Genomic DNA, 16,427 nt, shown 5'->3' on the forward strand with positions numbered 1-16,427 from the left:
CTGCTTTCTGCAAATATCGCAAAAAAGCGGGAAGCCGGCCAACCGGCCTACGCTTTAAAAAAGGCCTAGAACCAATAGCCCAGGCTCACAAACACCCTTCCGCTCCCCCCGTCGGGAGACCAGGAATACAGGAGTTGCAGGGGTCCGAAAAACGACTCCCAGGCATAGCCCACTCCGTAACCCGCATAATCCGGTTCGGTAAACCACTCGCCTGTACGGAACAAGTCGTCTTCCACATTGGCAAAATTGGCCGCCAGCAACAGATGGTTCTTGGGGGCAAATTCCAGGTCGAAACGGGCGTCGGCCTTCACAAAGCTGTTCCCCGGCAGGGCCAGGAAATCGTAGCCCAGGAAGGGTACAAAATTGTTGATCAGCTGGCTCCCATAGCCCCCCAGCACAAAATCGAAGGAGGTTACCGGCGCCGTCCCCAGTTTGAACCCCCCGGAGGTCTCCAGGTTGAGGCTCAGGTTATGGGTAAGGGGGAAGGCCGCCCCCATCCGGGCCCTGGCCACGGCAAATTCCCTGAAGTTGTCGTTGAAATCCGATGAGAGCAGGTAGAGGTTAAACACCCCGTCGAAGAGCAGGCCCCGACTGGGCAGGTACCTGTCGTCGTAAGTGTCCAGGGTAAGGGTCCCGTAGGTGCTGAAGTAGTGGCTGTTCTCAAAAAACGTCCGGGTGCCATCCCCCCCGAACGCGGCTTCCGGGCTTCCTACCTCGTTTAAGGTACGGGTGCTGTATTTCAGCAGTTTATGCTCTACCCCGAGGCCGAAGGCAAACTCCTCCCGCAGGACGGTTTGCAGGTATATCTGGTTGGTGAGGTCACTGACATCGAGGTTAATGGCATTGATGTTGGGGTCGTCTGCCACATCGAAATTAGAACGGATAACCCCGTAGTTCACATCGTAGTCGAAACTGTTGAACCGGGAATTGATCCCGAAACTCCAGTACGACCCCTTGTCGATGTAGTACTCTGCATTATATCGGATGTGGTCGCCCAGCACCAGGTCGAAGGAAGCCACATCGTCATTGGTCAGGAAATGCTTTTGGGTGATGTTGATCAGGGCACCGGATTTATAGAGGTCGTCATAATGGGCGCCAATCCGGATAAACCTCCGGGTGGGGTTCTCCTGCAGTTTCAGGACCAGGTCCTGGCCCAGGCCGTTGGAGAGGAGTTCATAGCGGATGGTTTTGAAGTTCCCCGTGGCAGCCAGGTTGCTGATCCCCTGCCGGAGCTTGGAAAACGGGATACGCTCTGCCAGGTCAAACCGCAGTTTTCCCTTTACGTATCCGCGGCTGTAGGAGTTGTTTCCCTGGATGAGCAGGCGGTTTATGGCCAGGGAATCGACCGTAGGAATACGAGGTCTTCGCGCGGGCTTCCGCCCCTGTTTCATGGCGGCTTCCCGCAGGGGCCTCAGCTGCTGCATGGCGGCCCGCTCCCCCGTGGCAATAATGCTGTCCAGGAGGTTGAAGTCTATGACCGAATAGGGCTCCATATCCGGTTTGATGTAGATGTCGGTGCGCTGGGATTTCACCGCCATCTGGCCCACTGTCCTGTAATTGTTGATCTGCAGCAGGATTTCCGTGGCAGACATCAGGGATTCCCGGTCCCGCAGCCCGTGCTGCACATCGACCCCGATGACCAGGTCGGCCCCCATGGCCCGCACCTCATCTACCGGGTAGTTATTCAGCACCCCCCCATCTATGAGGATGCGCCCGTCCACCTCCGAAGGCTCAAACAAGGAGGGAAAGGTCCCGCTGGCCATGATGGCTTCGGGCAGATAGCCCTTGTCCAGGCGGATTTCCTCCCCGGTCTCCACGTCGGTTGCCACGCAGAAAAACGGGATGGGGAGCTCGTTGAAATCGCTGATGTCCTTCACGTGGTACAGGGCGCGAACCAGTTCGTTGTAGATATTCTGCCCCCCGGAAATGGCCTGGGGGAAGGTTACCCGGAACCCGTTGAAAGGAAGGGTTAGGGCATACCGCTCGGAATCTTCTTTCTCATAAAAGGTCTTGGCCCCGCGGGGGAGGTTGTCCTGGATGAGTTCGGTAAAATCCGTTTCCCGGAAGAGGGAGTCCAGCTGGCCGGCGGAGTATCCGGAGGCATACAGCGCTCCTACTATAGCCCCCATACTGGTGCCGCCAATATAATCGATGCGCACCCCGGCCTCTTCTATGACTTTAAGGGCGCCGATATGGGCCAGCCCCTTGGCGCCGCCGCCACTCAAAACCAGTCCTACCTTGAGTTCATGTCCCCCTTGTTGTTCCTGGGGGCGGACCACATGGAACAACGACAAGAGCAGAACAAAAGTCAGGAAGGGGCGCATACCGTGAAGGTACTTCATTCGCGCAAACTATCATAAACTTTACGGGCTTTTGAAGGGCCTACGACCTCGCCCAGGGCTTCGAGGGAAGCCTCCCGGATCCGCTTAACCGATTTGAAAGCCCGCAGCAGGTCCCGGGCCGTTTTTTCGCCAATACCGTCTATCCCTTCCAGGACCGAGCTGATGGCCGCTTTACTCCGCTTGTTGCGGTGGAAGGTAATGCCAAACCGGTGCGCTTCGTTCCGAAGTTGCTGGATCACCCTCAGGGTTTCCGATTTCTTGTCGAGGTACAGGGGGATGGAATCGCCCGGAAAGTAGATTTCCTCCAGGCGCTTGGCGATGCCGATAATAGCCACTTTCCCGCGAAGGCCCAGGGTGTCGAGGCTTTTCAGGGCGGCCGAGAGCTGGCCTTTCCCCCCATCTATGACGATGAGTTGCGGCAGGTCCTCCCCTTCATCGAGCATCCGCCGGTAGCGACGGTGGACCACCTCCGTCATAGAGGCAAAATCGTCCGGCCCCTCCACGGTCTTGATGTTGAAATGCCGGTATTCCTTCTTGGCGGGGCGGCCATTGCGGAATACCACGCAGGCTGCCACCGGGTTACTCCCCTGTATATTGGAGTTGTCGAAACATTCAATGTGGCGGGGTTCTGCCGATAGCCGGAGGTCTGTCTTCATCTGGGCCATCAGCCGCTTTTCGTGCCGGTCCGGGTCGGTAATGCGGATCTGGTTGAAGCGCTCCTGCCTGAAAAACCTGGCGTTCCGCTCGGAGAGGTCCAGGATTTTCCGTTTATCCCCCACCTTTGGGACCGTGACCCGGACATCCTCCGGGAGGGAAACGGCATAGGGCAGGTAGACCTCCCTGGCGTCGGATTCGAACCGCTCCCGCAGGCCCACTACCGCCAGGGCCAGGAGGTCGGCGTCCGGTTCATCGAGTTTCTTTTTGATCTCCTGGGTGTGGGACCTCACGATAGACCCATGGGAGATCTGCAGGTAATTCACGTAGGCGTGGGTGGGGTCGGAGACAATGGTAAAGACATCCACATCGCTGATACGCGGGTTTACCACCGTAGACCTGGACTGGTAATGCTCCAGGGTTTCGATTTTCTCCTTCATCTGCTGGGCCTCCTCAAAACGCATCTCCGAGGCGAGGTGTTCCATCCGGGTTTTGAAGTAGCGGAGTGACGCCTTGAAATCCCCCTTGATAATACTCCGGATATCTTCGATCTGACGGGCATAGGACGCCTCTTCCTGCAACCCTTCACAGGGCCCCAGGCAATTGCCCAGGTGGTACTCCAGGCAACGTTTGTATTTGCCGGCCTGGATCTTTTCTTCGGAGAGATCGTAGTTGCAGGTGCGCAGGGGGTAAACACTTTTGATGAGGTCCAGCAGGGCCCGGACGGTTTTCATGGACGTATAGGGGCCAAAGTACTGGGACCCGTCGCGGATGCGCTTGCGGGTGGGGAATACCCTGGGAAAGCGTTCGTTCTTGATGCAGATCCAGGGATAGGACTTGTCGTCCCGCAACAGGACGTTATACCGGGGTTGGTGTTCCTTGATCAGGTTGTTCTCCAGCAGGAGGGCATCGGATTCGGTGGCCACCACGATATGCCGGATATTGCGGATCTTCCGTACCATGACCCGCGTTTTCCCGTGTTCGTGCTTCTTATTGAAATACGAGCTCACGCGTTTTTTGAGGTTCTTGGCCTTCCCCACGTAGAGCATCTTCCCGTCCTCGTCGAAAAACTGGTATACCCCCGGCGACCCCGGAAGGGTTTTCAGCTGTACTTCTATCGGAACCGGGGTCGTCTGGCCTGCCATAGATGTCAAAGATAGGGTTTGGATTGCATCTCCCATACATGGCATCCAGCAGTGGGGGCCGTTGCTTTCCTCAATCCGACCAGACCCTGTCTGTGTCGGCAGAAGTGTCGACGAACTGCAAGGTTTTTGCACTCAGGAAAAGTAGCTTTACGGGAACAATAACTTCTAAGCGGCTCTTATAAATTGAATTTCAAGTGTTTACAATACACAAATGGTCTTTATTTTGTTTCACCAAACAGGGAAAAAGGTTAACGAAATGCTAAAAATGTGCATTTCATCGATTTTTTAATACCGTTGGTGGTGGGAGTTAGGGGTTTTTTAATTACTTTGTAACTGTATTACTGGGCTTTGCAATGGACAATTATCTGATCACTCTGGGGATGTACCTCATCTTGATGCTCTTTTTCAAGGTGTACTTTGCGGTTTCCGCCAAGGATTAACAAGGCGGATTCCCCCTGCTTTTTTCCTGCCTTAAATCCTCCTCCTGAATGCGGAAGGAAGAACTGCGTCTCCATTTTCAGAAGCTCCGGAATTCCCTTACCGAATCAGACATCCAGAACGGCAGCCATGCTATTGCACTAGGTGCGCTCAACCTGCCCATCTGGCATGCCGAGGTCTTCCATATTTTTCTGAGTATCTCCGAGAAAAAAGAGGTAGACACGCGCTTTCTGATTTCCCTCCTACAGGAACGCGGCAAACAGCTCATAGTCCCGCGGATGGCCCCCGGGAGGACCCTGGAACATTTTTCTCTTACCCCGGAAACACGACTGATAATCAATGCCTGGGGCATTCCGGAACCCTCCGGGGGCAACCCCGTTTCCCCGGAAATCCCGGAAGTCATTTTCATCCCCTTGCTGGCGTTCGACCTGCAGGGGTATCGCGTAGGGTATGGAGGCGGGTATTACGACCGGTTTCTGGAACAGGCGCGCGCCGGTGCCATACGGGTTGGGCTCTCCCTTTTTGGCCCCGTAGAACACATCGAAGGGTTACACCCCGGGGATGTCCCCATGGACTACTGCATCACCCCGGAGCAGGCCTATGCGTTCTCCTGACCGGGCTTCTCGAAAGCGCGCTTGTTGAAGACCAGTAAAATCCCCACCCCGGTGCTTATCGCCGTATCGGCGAGGTTGAATACAGGAGCAAAAAACCGGAAGGAATTCCCCCCAATACCCGGGACCCACTCGGGCCAGTGGCTGTCTATAAGCGGGAAGTAAAGCATATCCACCACTTTCCCGTAAAACAGGCTGTCATAGGGCTCTTCCGGGAGGAAGGTGGCCACCTGGTGGTAACTGTGGTCGAAGAGTACCCCATAGAAGATGGAATCGATAATATTGCCAACGGCCCCGGCAAAAATGAGGCACACGGCAAGGATAAGGGTTCTGTTGTAGCCTTTGCGCAGGATATCCCATAACCAGTACCCGATCCCCCCAATGGCCACCATCCTGAACAGGGTGAGCAGCAATTTGGCCGTCCGCTCCCCCAGCGGGAGCAGGTCGCTGAGTTTGGTCCCCCATGCGGCCCCCTCGTTCTCGATAAAATAGATCTTGAACCAGGAGAAGACCTCCACCGATTCCTCCAGTTCGAAATGGGTTTTGACGTAGATCTTGCTGATCTGGTCTGCCAGGAGGATCAGGACAATCAGGATCAGGGGTTGGCGGATGCGCATATGCTTGGATTGAACCGGCCAAAAATAGGGATAATCTGCCAAAGGAGCGGCAGCCTGGGTCCGATTAGGATGGCCGACGCACCGTTATGTCGCCATGCCTGGTACGCAGGCTTAGCCTGCTATCCCCTGGCGGAAGGGAGTCCACCTCTACCCTGCCGTGTCGGGAAGAGGTCTCTACGACGCCCTCGGATACCCAGGCATAAATATCGGCGGCATCCGTGGTCACCCGGGTAGTTTCGGACTGGTGGCGCAATTCGCACTGCCCGTCCTGCAGGTGGATGTCCACCTGTCTAAACCGCCCCTGCGTGCCGAGGGTGGCGAATGCTCCGTTGATCCGGACCTGCTGGAACTCCGGAAGGCTTACATGCAGGCGGATGGAAAGGACTTTGTGGGCGCCCAGTTTGTCGTTGGGCCATTGGAAGGCCGGGGATGGCACGGTGCTTATATGAAGGGTATTGCCAAGAGTTTCGGTCTGCACCAGGACATCGCCCTGGTACTCCCCTTCCATTTCGGCCCGGACAACGACCTGATCCGAGGGCACGGCCTCCACCCGAATATCAAAACACTGCTGCCCATCGATGACTATGGAAGAAATATGGGGCTGGAGCAATGTTTTGCTGACCCGCTTCTGGGCCAGAAGGGGGGTTGCAGTAAGGAGGGCCACTCCCAGGGAGGCCAAAAGCGGGATACCGCGCATCAGAGGTCCGGGGGTTCCGAACAGCTTACTTCTGCATATTCTTAGCCTCAATGCTAAGGGTGGCGTGCGGGACGAGCTTCAGGCGTTCCTTGTTGATGAGTTTCCCGGTTACCCGGCAAATGCCGTAGGTCTTGTTTTCGATCCGCAACAGGGCATTCTTCAGGTCGCGGATAAACTTTTCCTGGCGGATGGCCAATTGGGTATTGGCTTCCTTGCTCATGGTCTCCGAACCTTCCTCAAACGCCTTGAAAGTGGGCGAGGTATCGTCGGTACCGTTGTTGCCGTCGTTCATATAGGCGCTTTTGAGCAGCTCCAGGTCGTTCTTGGCTTTCTCAATCTTGTTTTCTATCAGTACGCGGAACTCCTCGAGGTCCTTATCCGAATAGCGTACTTTCACATCTTCTCCCATAGTCTTTAGTGTTTTTGGATGAACAGTCTGGTCTGGATGTCGTCAAACGCAATGTCCGTGCCATCTTCAAGTGATTCGCGGAACTGGAGCCCCGCGGTCAGGGTTTCGGTTTTTATGTACTGCAAATTGCGCTGTACCGCCTGTTCAACTGTTTCGTTCTTTAAAAAGGTAATGTCGATCTTGTCGGTCACTTCGAATCCGGATTCCTTACGCAGGTTCTGTATCCGGTTGACGAGTTCCCGTGCAATTCCTTCGCTTCTGAGATCCTCGTCTATGGTGATATCCAGGGCTACTGTAATGGCCCCGGAAGAAGCGACCAGCCACCCCTCAATGTCCTGGGAGCTGATCACTACGTCTTCTAACTGTAAAATAAGGCTTTTATTTTCCAAATGGAGCTCGAATTCGCCTTCCCGTTCCATTTTCTGGATGTCCTCCTGCTGCATCCCCGCAACGGCAGCCGCAATGGCCTTCATATCCTTGCCGTACTTGGGACCCAGGGTTTTAAAGTTGGGTTTGATGCTCTTGACCAGGATGCCTGAAGCATCGTCCAGCAATTCGAGTTCCTTCACATTCACCTCCGAACGGATCAGGTCGGAGACCGCTTCGATCTCCTCGTGTTCCCTGGCATCCAGCACCGGCACCATAACCTTTTTGAGGGGTTGGCGCACTTTGATCTTTTCCTTCTGGCGGATAGACAAAACCAGGGAGGAAATGGTCTGGGCTTTTTCCATGCGCCGTTCCAGGGCCAGGTCTATCAGGCCTTCCTGTGCCTTGGGAAAATCTGTAAGGTGGACACTTTCGGCCTGCTCCAGCACAGTGCCCGCCATAAGGTCCTTATAAAGGCGGTCCATAAAGAAGGGGGCAATGGGGGCGCCGAGCTCCGCCACAGTCTTCAGGCAGGTAAACAGGGTCTGGTAGGCCGAAATCTTGTCCGGGCCGTAGTCCCCTTTCCAGAAGCGACGGCGGCACAGGCGGACATACCAGTTGCTGAGGTGTTCCTGTACAAAATCCGAAATGGCACGAGCGGCGCGGGTGGGCTCGTAATCTGCATAAGCAGCGTCTACCCGGCCGATAAGGCTGTTGAGTTCGGAGAGGATCCAGCGGTCTATCTCCGGACGGCTGGCCAGGGGCACCTCGGCTTCCTTGTAGGCAAACCCGTCTATGTTGGCGTAAAGCGCAAAAAAGGAATAGGTGTTATAGAGGGTGCCGAAGAACTTCCTTTTAACCTCAACTACCCCGTCCATGTCGAACTTCAGGTTATCCCAGGGGTTCGCATTGGAGATCAGGTACCATCGGGTGGCATCTGCTCCATGGGTTTCCATGGTCTCGAAGGGATCTACGGCATTGCCCAGCCGCTTGGACATTTTCTTGCCTTCCCGGTCCAGCACCAGGCCGTTGGATACCACGTTGCGGTACGCCACAGAATCGAAGACCATGGTGCCGATGGCGTGGAGGGTATAAAACCACCCCCGCGTCTGGTCTACCCCTTCCGCGATAAAATCGGCGGGGAAGCCTTCCCCGGAATCGATCAGCGCCTTGTTCTCGAACGGATAGTGCCATTGGGCATAGGGCATGGACCCGCTGTCGAACCAGACGTCAATGAGGTCTGCTTCGCGCCGCATGGGCTGCCCGGAAGGCGACACCAGGACAATACGGTCCACGATATTCTTGTGCAGGTCTATTTTGTCATAATTGGCCTCGCTCATATCGCCGGGCACAAAATCCCCGAACAGGTCGGCCTCCATAAACCCGGCTTCCACCGCCTGTGCCATAGCTTCCTTGAGCTCTGCCACCGATCCTATGATCCGTTCCTCACGCCCGTCTTCGGTCCTCCATACCGGCAGGGGGATCCCCCAGTACCGCGAGCGGGAAAGGTTCCAGTCGTTGGCCGAGGCAAGCCAATTGCCAAACCGGCCCTCTCCTGTAGACTTGGGCTTCCAGTTGATTTCCTGGTTGAGGGCAAACATCCGGTCCCGGACCTCTGTTACCCGGATAAACCAGGAATCGAGGGGGTAGTAGAGGATGGGCTTGTCGGTCCGCCAGCAGTTGGGGTAGCTGTGGGTATATTTTTCCACGCGGAACGCCTTGTTCTCCTCTTTCAGACGGATGGCGATTTCCACGTCTACAGATCTTTCAGGCGCTTCGCCCTCGCCGTAGTATTCATTCTTCACGTATTTTCCGGCCAGTTCCTTCATCTCCGGGCGGAAACGGCCCTGCAGGTCCACCAGGGGCACCGGGTTGTCGTTTTCGTCCAGGACCAGCATGGGCGGTACCGGGGGTGTTGAGGCCCGGGCCACCTGCATATCGTCTGCCCCGAAGGTCGGAGCCGTATGGACAATACCCGTACCGTCTTCCGTGGTCACAAAGTCGCCTCCAATCACGCGGAAGGCGTCCTGCGGGTTTTCATAGGGCAAGGCATATTCCAGCAACTGCCGGTAACGGATCCCCAACAGGTCGGACCCCTTGCACTGCCCCACAACCCGGTAGGGCACTTTTTTGGAAGAGGCATCGTAGGCGGGCCAGGGGGCATCAGCTTCCACCGCTTCAAAACGGCCGGAAAACTGTTTTTCCACCAGGGCTTTGGCCAGTACTACCCGTACTGGGGCATGGGTGTATTGGTTATAGGTCTCCACCAGGACGTAATCGATGTCCGGGCCTACAGTCAGGGCGGTATTGGATGGCAGGGTCCAGGGGGTCGTGGTCCAGGCCAGCAGGTATACCGGAGGTCCGTCTGTGCGGAACGCAGCCGGGAGGGTGTCGGCCAGGGCTTCGAACTGGGCAGTAACCGTAGTATCGGTCACATCCTGGTAAGTTCCGGGCTGGTTGAGCTCGTGGGAACTCAGGCCCGTCCCCGCTTTGGGGGAATAGGGCTGTATGGTGTACCCCTTGTACAGCAGTCCCTTGTCGTAGATCTGCTTCAGCAGCCACCAGACCGTTTCCATGTACTTGGGCTTGTAGGTGATGTAGGGGTCATCCATATCTACCCAGTAGCCCACCTTTTCGGTCATGTCGTTCCACACATCCGTGTACCGCATCACCGCCTTTTTACAGGCTTCGTTATATTCGGCAATGCTGATCTTAGTGCCTATGTCTTCTTTGGTAATCCCGAGCTCCTTCTCCACCCCGAGTTCCACCGGCAGGCCGTGGGTATCCCACCCGGCCTTGCGCTTTACCTGGAACCCTTTCATGGTTTTGTACCTGGGGAAGATATCCTTAATGGTCCTGGAGATCACATGGTGGATCCCGGGCCGGCCATTGGCAGAAGGCGGGCCTTCGTAAAAGACATAAGGCGTTCCCCCGTTCCGGTTCTGAACGCTTTTCTCAAAGATCTGCGCCTCCTTCCAGAAATCGAGGATTTCCCCGGCCAAACCGGGCAGGTCGAGTTGTTTGTATTCTCTGAACTTCATCGGTAGCTTCGGTTAACAGTCGCGCTGTTAAAGTGCGCAAAATTAGTGATTTTAACTGTAATCTGCCTGCCTCCGGAAGGGGTTTTGGGTTTCGCCGTATTTCGGCCTGAAAAAAGGGGATGCGCGAGCCGCCTGCCGCTCAGAACTGAAGCCGTAGCCCGGCTATGAGGTTGAAGCCTGCAGCGGCTATCCCGGAGGAGTACGGGCGGTACCGCTGGTCGGTGAGGTTTTCGGCGGCCAGGGTGAGCTCCAGAAAGGAACTGAAGGTGTAGGAAGACCTGAAATTAAGGGTATACCAGGAAGGGGAATACGGGTTCCCGTTGGCGTCCTTCAGGTAAATATAGTCCTTGCTCCGCTCGGAAAATGCCAGGTCCCGATAGGGTATTTCCCCGTTGTAATTCAGAAAGAAGTCTGCCTTCCACGGGTACCGGTTCCACTTCAGGTGGAGGTCGGCAAAGGTAGGCGCAGCATGGCGGGCCGGGGAATCGTTCCCTTCATCGTCCTCCTCGATCCCCTCCGTCAGGGTCAGGTTGCCGCCCAGGCTCAGGCTTTCGGTAAGCACGGCGTCCACTCCAAATTCAAACCCATAGACATAGGCCTTGGCCGCATTTTGAATGGCCTGTACATTGCTCAGTTCCCCGTTGTATTCCAGGGTGTTTTCCCCGTTAAAGGTGAAATCGCGGCGCACCAGGGCATCCACCAGATAGGTGTAGTACGCCGAGACCTTAAGGACCCATTTATCCCGGATATTCTGACGGAAACCCACCTCGGCATTGTAGGCGTATTCCGGTTCCAGGTTAGGGTTGGGCACCACCACGGAGCCCGGCTCCGAATCGAATACCTTTCCGATATCGTCGATATTGGGCGCCCGGAACCCGGTAGATCCGTTGAGGGTAACCTGGGTGTTCTTCGCCGGGAACCAGCTCAGCCCCAGGCTGCCGGTAAGGGCCCCGTTGTCCAGCATGGCTTCTGAAAAAGGGAAGGGGTAAAAGGTGGTGTCAAAATCGGCATTGATCCATGTATGGCTGTAGCGGAGCCCCCCCAGAAATGTAATGTTGGGGCGGTAGCGGTGGGTGGCACTCACATAGGCAGCGGCACTGTGCCACTGCGACCCGTCCGGGTACCGGGAAGGGCCTGCCTGGGTTTCCCCCGTTGTCACGTTGCGCTCAGACCCTGTGGAAGCCACCTGGTTGGCGATATACTCCAGGCCATAGTACAACCGGGTATCTCCCATTTTCCGCGTCTCGAAATCGAGGTTCAGGGAAAGGGCGCCTACCCGCTCCCGGGTCTGGAACAAGGTGGGGGCCTGGAAATTCCGGTCGTTCCGGCTCTCTTCAAAAAACTGGTAGGCCACCCCCATCTCCAGGCCTTCGTAAAAGGAGCTTCCTCCCTGGTGGCGGGCGCGCAAATGCCCCATAAACCACTTCTGGGGGCCGTAATACCATTCCGAGGAGCGCAGGCCGGCGGCATTGTCGGCCGGGCGGATCAGACGGTCGTAACGGGAATACTCGGAGGTTTCGGAGTAGTGCAGCCCCAGGTCGAAGGCCCATTGTTTGCCCGGGCGGTAAATCCATTTCTGCATGAAGCTGAGCTGGTCGTACCCCGTGGGCACCTGCTTTTTGGGGTCGCTATTTTCCACAATCCGGTCAATCCCGTTGGAGGTGGCGATATACCGGGGCCTGAGGTAGGCCTCGGGCCCGTGGGAGCCCATCTGCAGGTCCCCGAACCGGTTAAAGGAGATACTGCTCAGGGAGGCCCATTTCTGCCACCCGAGCTCCACTTCCGCATGAACGGTGCGCTCTGCAGATGCCGTTGCCGTGCGTAACAGGGCATTTCCGGAAACGCGCAAACTATCTGTCTCCGAGGTCCGGGGCGCCTTGGTGTAAAACTGCATGACCCCCCCAATGGCATCGCTGCCATAAATGACCGAGCCCGGCCCGAACAGGATTTCGGTGCGGGCCACTGAAAGCGGGTCGATGGAAATGACGTTTTGCAGGTTACCGCCCCTGAAGATGGCGTTGTTCATCCGCACCCCGTCCACCGAAAGCAGCACACGGTTAGTGGCAAACCCGCGAATCATGGGGCTTCCCCCACCATACTGGCTTTTCTGGACAAAGACTTTCCCGGACTGCTGCAACAGGTCTGCAGAGGTTTGGGGCTGGGCAAGGATGATATCGGCCGCCCGGACGGTCTCGATCCGGTGCGGTACATCCTTCTTCTGCTGCTCCCACTTCGATACGGACATAACCACTTCCTGCAATTGCTCGGTCCGGGGCTCCAGCAGCACCCTGCCCCCGTTTCTCAAGACCCCTGCCTTGGTCCGCTCAATGGGGAAGTATCCCAGGTGGCGGAAAAAGATCCGTTCCCTCCTTGTAAAGGCGGAAAGGTCTGCAACCCCGTTGTCATCCGAAAGGGCAGAGGCGGTCCGGTCTTCGTTGAAGACGGCCACATCCGGGATACGCTCCCCGGTCTCGGCATCCACCACAAGGATGGTCTGGGCGCCCGCCACACCGGGCAGGACCCACAAGAACAGCAGTAAACTCAGGTTACGAAAAAACTTCATCCAATACCCCCAGAGACCTGGGCTCCTTAAAGCCGTGCAAATGTATTTGAAAATACTGTACCAGGGCTTTCAGCAGCGCGCGCCTCCTTTTTTGTGTCATTTTTACACCGTGGAGTTCATCAAAATTCGTGCCTAAAATAATGTTAAAATCTGCCAGCACCTCCCCGCTCAGGACAGGGTTTAACGGGAGCCTGTGCGTAAAAGCCCCCTCCACCAGGTCAAAATACGGGGCCCCGTTATCGGTTTGGTCCGGGTAAAACCCCAGGTAGCGGGTAAGACCCAGCAAAAACCGAAGGTGGAAATTGGCGACGTGCTCCTGGTGGTCCAGCCATTGGAGGGCGCTTTCCAGATACTCGAACAGAGCATGGTTTGGGCTTTCTTCCCGTATGGCCTGCGCGAGGACCTCGGAGAGGAACAGGGCCAGGCTGCTCTTGCGGATGTCGGATTGGAGGGTGGCGTACGGGTAGGCAATAGCAGCATCCCGAAGGTGCCCCATTTTTCCGGACGGCGGGACGCTCCCGGTAATCTCCAGCTGGGTAAGGGGCTGAAAATGCCCGGCCTTCACCTTGCCTTTCCTGCGGCTGAGCACCCCGCGGACCATGTAGGTCTGCAGCCCGAATTCCCGGGTGTAAACCTTCACAATAAGGCTGGTGTCTCCGTACCGGATTCCCGAAAGGACAATGGCTGGGGTAGAGGCGGGCATGAATTGGCGAGGGTTACCCTCCAAAGATACTCCAATAAAAAATCCCCGGTCCTTGGCGGGCCGGGGATTTACTTAGTTGAGGCACAGGGGTCAGATGACGCCCTGGGCGAGCATGGCATCTGCCACCTTTACAAAGCCGGCAATGTTGGCGCCGCGCACGTAGTTGCAGTAATCCTCGGATTCCATGCCGTATTCCCGGCAGGAGTCGTGGATGTCAGACATGATGCTGCGCAACCTCTGGTCTACCTCCTCGCGGGTCCAGCTGATGCGCAGGGAGTTCTGTGACATTTCCAGGCCCGATGTGGCTACCCCGCCGGCGTTGGACGCCTTGCCGGGGGCAAAGAGCATCTGGGCATCGTGGAAGGCGTGGATGGCCTCCGGGGTGGAGGGCATGTTGGCGCCTTCGGCCACACAGATACACCCGTTCCCGATGAGCTTGGCCGCATCGTCCCCGTTCAATTCATTCTGGGTGGCACACGGCAGGGCAATATCGCAGGGAACGCCCCACGGAGTTTCCCCCTTGTGGTAGGTAGCCCCCGCAAACTGCTCCACATATTCGGAGATGCGGCCGCGGCGGTTGTTCTTCAGGTCCATGACCCAGGCCAGTTTCTTCTCGTCGATTCCATTGGGGTCGTGGATGTACCCCCCTGAATCGGACAGGGTAAGCACCTTGCCTCCCAGTTGGAGTACCTTTTCTGCCGCATACTGGGCCACGTTTCCGGAGCCCGAGATCACCACGGCCTTGCCTTCAACTTCCTGGCCGCGGGTCTTGAGCATGTTCTCGGCGAAATACACCGTGCCGTAGCCGGTAGCCTCCGGGCGGATCTTGGACCCTCCCCAGGAGAGGCCTTTCCCGGTTAACACGCCGGTGAATTCATTGCGGATTTTCTTGTACATGCCAAAGAGGAACCCGATTTCCCGTGCCCCTACGCCAATATCGCCGGCCGGCACGTCCGTGTTGGGGCCAATATGCCGGCAGAGTTCCGTCATAAAGGCATGGCAGAAACGCATGACCTCATCGTCGGATTTGCCTTTGGGGTCGAAATCCGAACCGCCTTTCCCGCCGCCCATGGGCAGGGTGGTAAGGCTGTTCTTGAAGACTTGTTCAAAGGCGAGGAATTTCAGGATGCTTGCGTTTACCGTGGGGTGGAACCGGAGCCCGCCCTTGTAGGGACCAATGGCAGAGTTCATCTGGATACGGTACCCGCGGTTAACATGGATCTCCCCCTTGTCGTCCACCCAGGCGACCCGGAAGGATATAAGCCGTTCGGGCTCGACCATCCGCAGCAGGATGTTCTTCCCGTTGTAGATTTCGTTCTGTGCAATGTATGGGATAACCGTATCGGCTACCTCCTGCACCGCCTGGATGAACTCGGGCTCATGGCCATTGCGGGCCTTAACCTCGTCCATAAAGGCTTCAATTTTTGCATGGATATCGGACATATTGCGAACTCTGGATTAAAAGATTATGAGTATGAGCGCAAAATTATAGGTTTTCCTAAATCTGAACTATAGTATTTTGAAAATTTGATAAAATAGGTTGCCGAATCCGGGGCCGGAATACAGATATTTCAATCAACCCCCCAGCCCGTCGAGGGCGCGGTCCAGGTCGGCTTTCAAATCATCGATGTCTTCAATCCCCACGCTCAGGCGGATAAGGGCATCGGTAACCCCGCTTTTTTCCCGTTCCGCTTTCGGAATACTGGCATGGGTCATGCTGGCCGGGTGGCCGGCCAGGCTTTCCACGCCGCCCAGGGACTCGGCCAGGGTAAATACCTGCAGGGATTCTACAAAACGAACCGCATCGGCATAGCGCGCCCCCTTGGGCCTGAAGGAGATCATGGCCCCGAACCCTTTCATCTGGGAGGCCGCCACCTGGTGGTTGGGGTGGTCTTCGAACCCCGGCCAGAATACGGCCTCAACGGCGGGGTGCTCGCGCAGGTGCCGGGCGATGGCCTCCCCGTTTTCGCAATGCCGCTGCATGCGAACGGCCAGGGTCTTGATCCCCCGAAGCACCAGGAAACTGTCCATGGGCCCGCAAACCGCCCCGCTCGCATTCTGGATGAAATACAGGCGCTGGGCCAGGTCGGGGTCCCGGACCGCCAGGGCCCCGGCAACCACGTCGGAATGCCCCCCGAGGTATTTGGTGGCAGAGTGCATGACGATATCGGCCCCGAGCTGGAGGGGTTGCTGCAGGTAGGGGGTCGCAAATGTATTGTCCACCGCCAGGAGCACCCCGTGCGTTTTAGCCAGGGCAGCCAGGGCCCGGATATCGACAATGTTCATCATGGGGTTGGTAGGGGTTTCCACCCAGATCAACCGGGTATTTTGCCCTATAAGGGCCGCAACTCCTTCCACGCTTCGCATATCGGTAAACCGGAACCGGATGCCCAGGGGCTCGAAGACTTTGCGGAAAAGCCTGTAGCTCCCCCCATACAGGTCGTGGGTGGCGATAACCTCATCGCCTGGGCCGAGCAACTTGATCACGGCATCCATGGCGGCCAACCCGCTGGCGAACGCCATTCCGAAACTTCCCTTCTCGATACTCGCCAGGGCCTGCTCCAGGGCATGGCGGGTGGGGTTTCCACTCCGGGAATACTCATAGCCCTTATGCCTGCCGGGGGAAGTCTGGGCATAGGTTGAGGTTTGATAAATGGGCGGCATTACGGCGCCGTAGGCCTTGTCGGGCTCCTGCCCCCCGTGGATGGCAAGGGTATTGAATTTCATATCTTCCTTCATAGTTGCAGGGTATGGATGTCACAAAGCTACCATTTTCTGACCTGGGCCACACCACCCTAAATTGAGTCGCGGGATAGGTGCCCGCGAAATCCAAAATCGTAC

General features: G+C 56.7%; 11 protein-coding genes. 1 reads left to right on the forward strand and 10 read right to left on the reverse strand.

Going from position 1 to position 16,427, the window contains the following annotated elements; genetic code table 11:
* Positions 1 to 65: 65 nt before the first annotated feature.
* The gene (locus tag CA832_RS01615; protein WP_233131702.1) at positions 66 to 2,342 is read right to left on the reverse strand and encodes a patatin-like phospholipase family protein; all 2,277 of its coding nucleotides are present in this window, start codon (positions 2,340 to 2,342) and stop codon (positions 66 to 68) included.
* Entirely contained in the window at positions 2,339 to 4,141 is a 1,803-nt protein-coding gene (gene uvrC, locus CA832_RS01620) for an excinuclease ABC subunit UvrC (RefSeq protein ID WP_088339812.1), read from the reverse strand. Before uvrC ends, CA832_RS01615 begins: the two co-directional genes overlap by 4 nt.
* Positions 4,142 to 4,629: 488 nt before the next feature.
* Between uvrC and CA832_RS01625 the strand changes: the two genes are divergently transcribed.
* Entirely contained in the window at positions 4,630 to 5,193 is a 564-nt protein-coding gene (locus CA832_RS01625; RefSeq protein WP_088339813.1) for a 5-formyltetrahydrofolate cyclo-ligase, read from the forward strand.
* Here CA832_RS01625 and CA832_RS01630 read toward each other — a convergent pair.
* The 8 genes from CA832_RS01630 to CA832_RS01665 all read right to left on the reverse strand — a co-directional run bounded on the left by CA832_RS01630 (position 5,178) and on the right by CA832_RS01665 (position 16,325).
* Positions 5,178 to 5,807, reverse strand: coding sequence for a lipoprotein signal peptidase (locus CA832_RS01630; protein ID WP_088339814.1), 630 nt, complete (start codon positions 5,805 to 5,807; stop codon positions 5,178 to 5,180). The two genes, CA832_RS01625 and CA832_RS01630, sit on opposite strands and share 16 nt — an antisense overlap.
* Before the next feature lie 64 nt (positions 5,808 to 5,871).
* On the reverse strand, positions 5,872 to 6,504 hold the full coding sequence (locus tag CA832_RS01635) for a hypothetical protein (protein WP_088339815.1): 633 nt from the start codon (positions 6,502 to 6,504) through the stop codon (positions 5,872 to 5,874).
* A gap of 25 nt (positions 6,505 to 6,529) precedes the next feature.
* Entirely contained in the window at positions 6,530 to 6,913 is a 384-nt protein-coding gene (locus tag CA832_RS01640) for a TraR/DksA family transcriptional regulator (protein WP_088339816.1), read from the reverse strand.
* A gap of 5 nt (positions 6,914 to 6,918) precedes the next feature.
* Positions 6,919 to 10,320 carry an isoleucine--tRNA ligase gene (gene ileS, locus CA832_RS01645; RefSeq protein ID WP_088339817.1) on the reverse strand — a complete coding sequence of 1,134 codons (3,402 nt, stop codon included), beginning with the start codon at positions 10,318 to 10,320 and terminating at the stop codon, positions 6,919 to 6,921.
* Positions 10,321 to 10,459: 139 nt separating this feature from the next.
* Positions 10,460 to 12,883, reverse strand: a complete 2,424-nt coding sequence (locus tag CA832_RS01650; RefSeq protein ID WP_088339818.1) for a TonB-dependent receptor plug domain-containing protein — start codon at positions 12,881 to 12,883, stop codon at positions 10,460 to 10,462.
* Positions 12,867 to 13,586, reverse strand: a complete 720-nt coding sequence (gene recO, locus CA832_RS01655) for a DNA repair protein RecO (RefSeq protein ID WP_088339819.1) — start codon at positions 13,584 to 13,586, stop codon at positions 12,867 to 12,869. The genes CA832_RS01650 and recO overlap by 17 nt, the downstream gene beginning before the upstream one ends.
* Before the next feature lie 90 nt (positions 13,587 to 13,676).
* Positions 13,677 to 15,029 (reverse strand): NADP-specific glutamate dehydrogenase, encoded by a 1,353-nt coding sequence (gene gdhA / locus CA832_RS01660; RefSeq protein ID WP_394335733.1) that lies wholly within the window; start codon positions 15,027 to 15,029, stop codon positions 13,677 to 13,679.
* 132 nt (positions 15,030 to 15,161) lie between these two features.
* Entirely contained in the window at positions 15,162 to 16,325 is a 1,164-nt protein-coding gene (locus tag CA832_RS01665; RefSeq protein WP_088339820.1) for a cystathionine gamma-synthase, read from the reverse strand.
* Positions 16,326 to 16,427: the final 102 nt, after the last annotated feature.

The organism is Robiginitalea sediminis, assembly GCF_002198115.1.
Lineage (GTDB): Bacteria > Bacteroidota > Bacteroidia > Flavobacteriales > Flavobacteriaceae > Robiginitalea > Robiginitalea sediminis.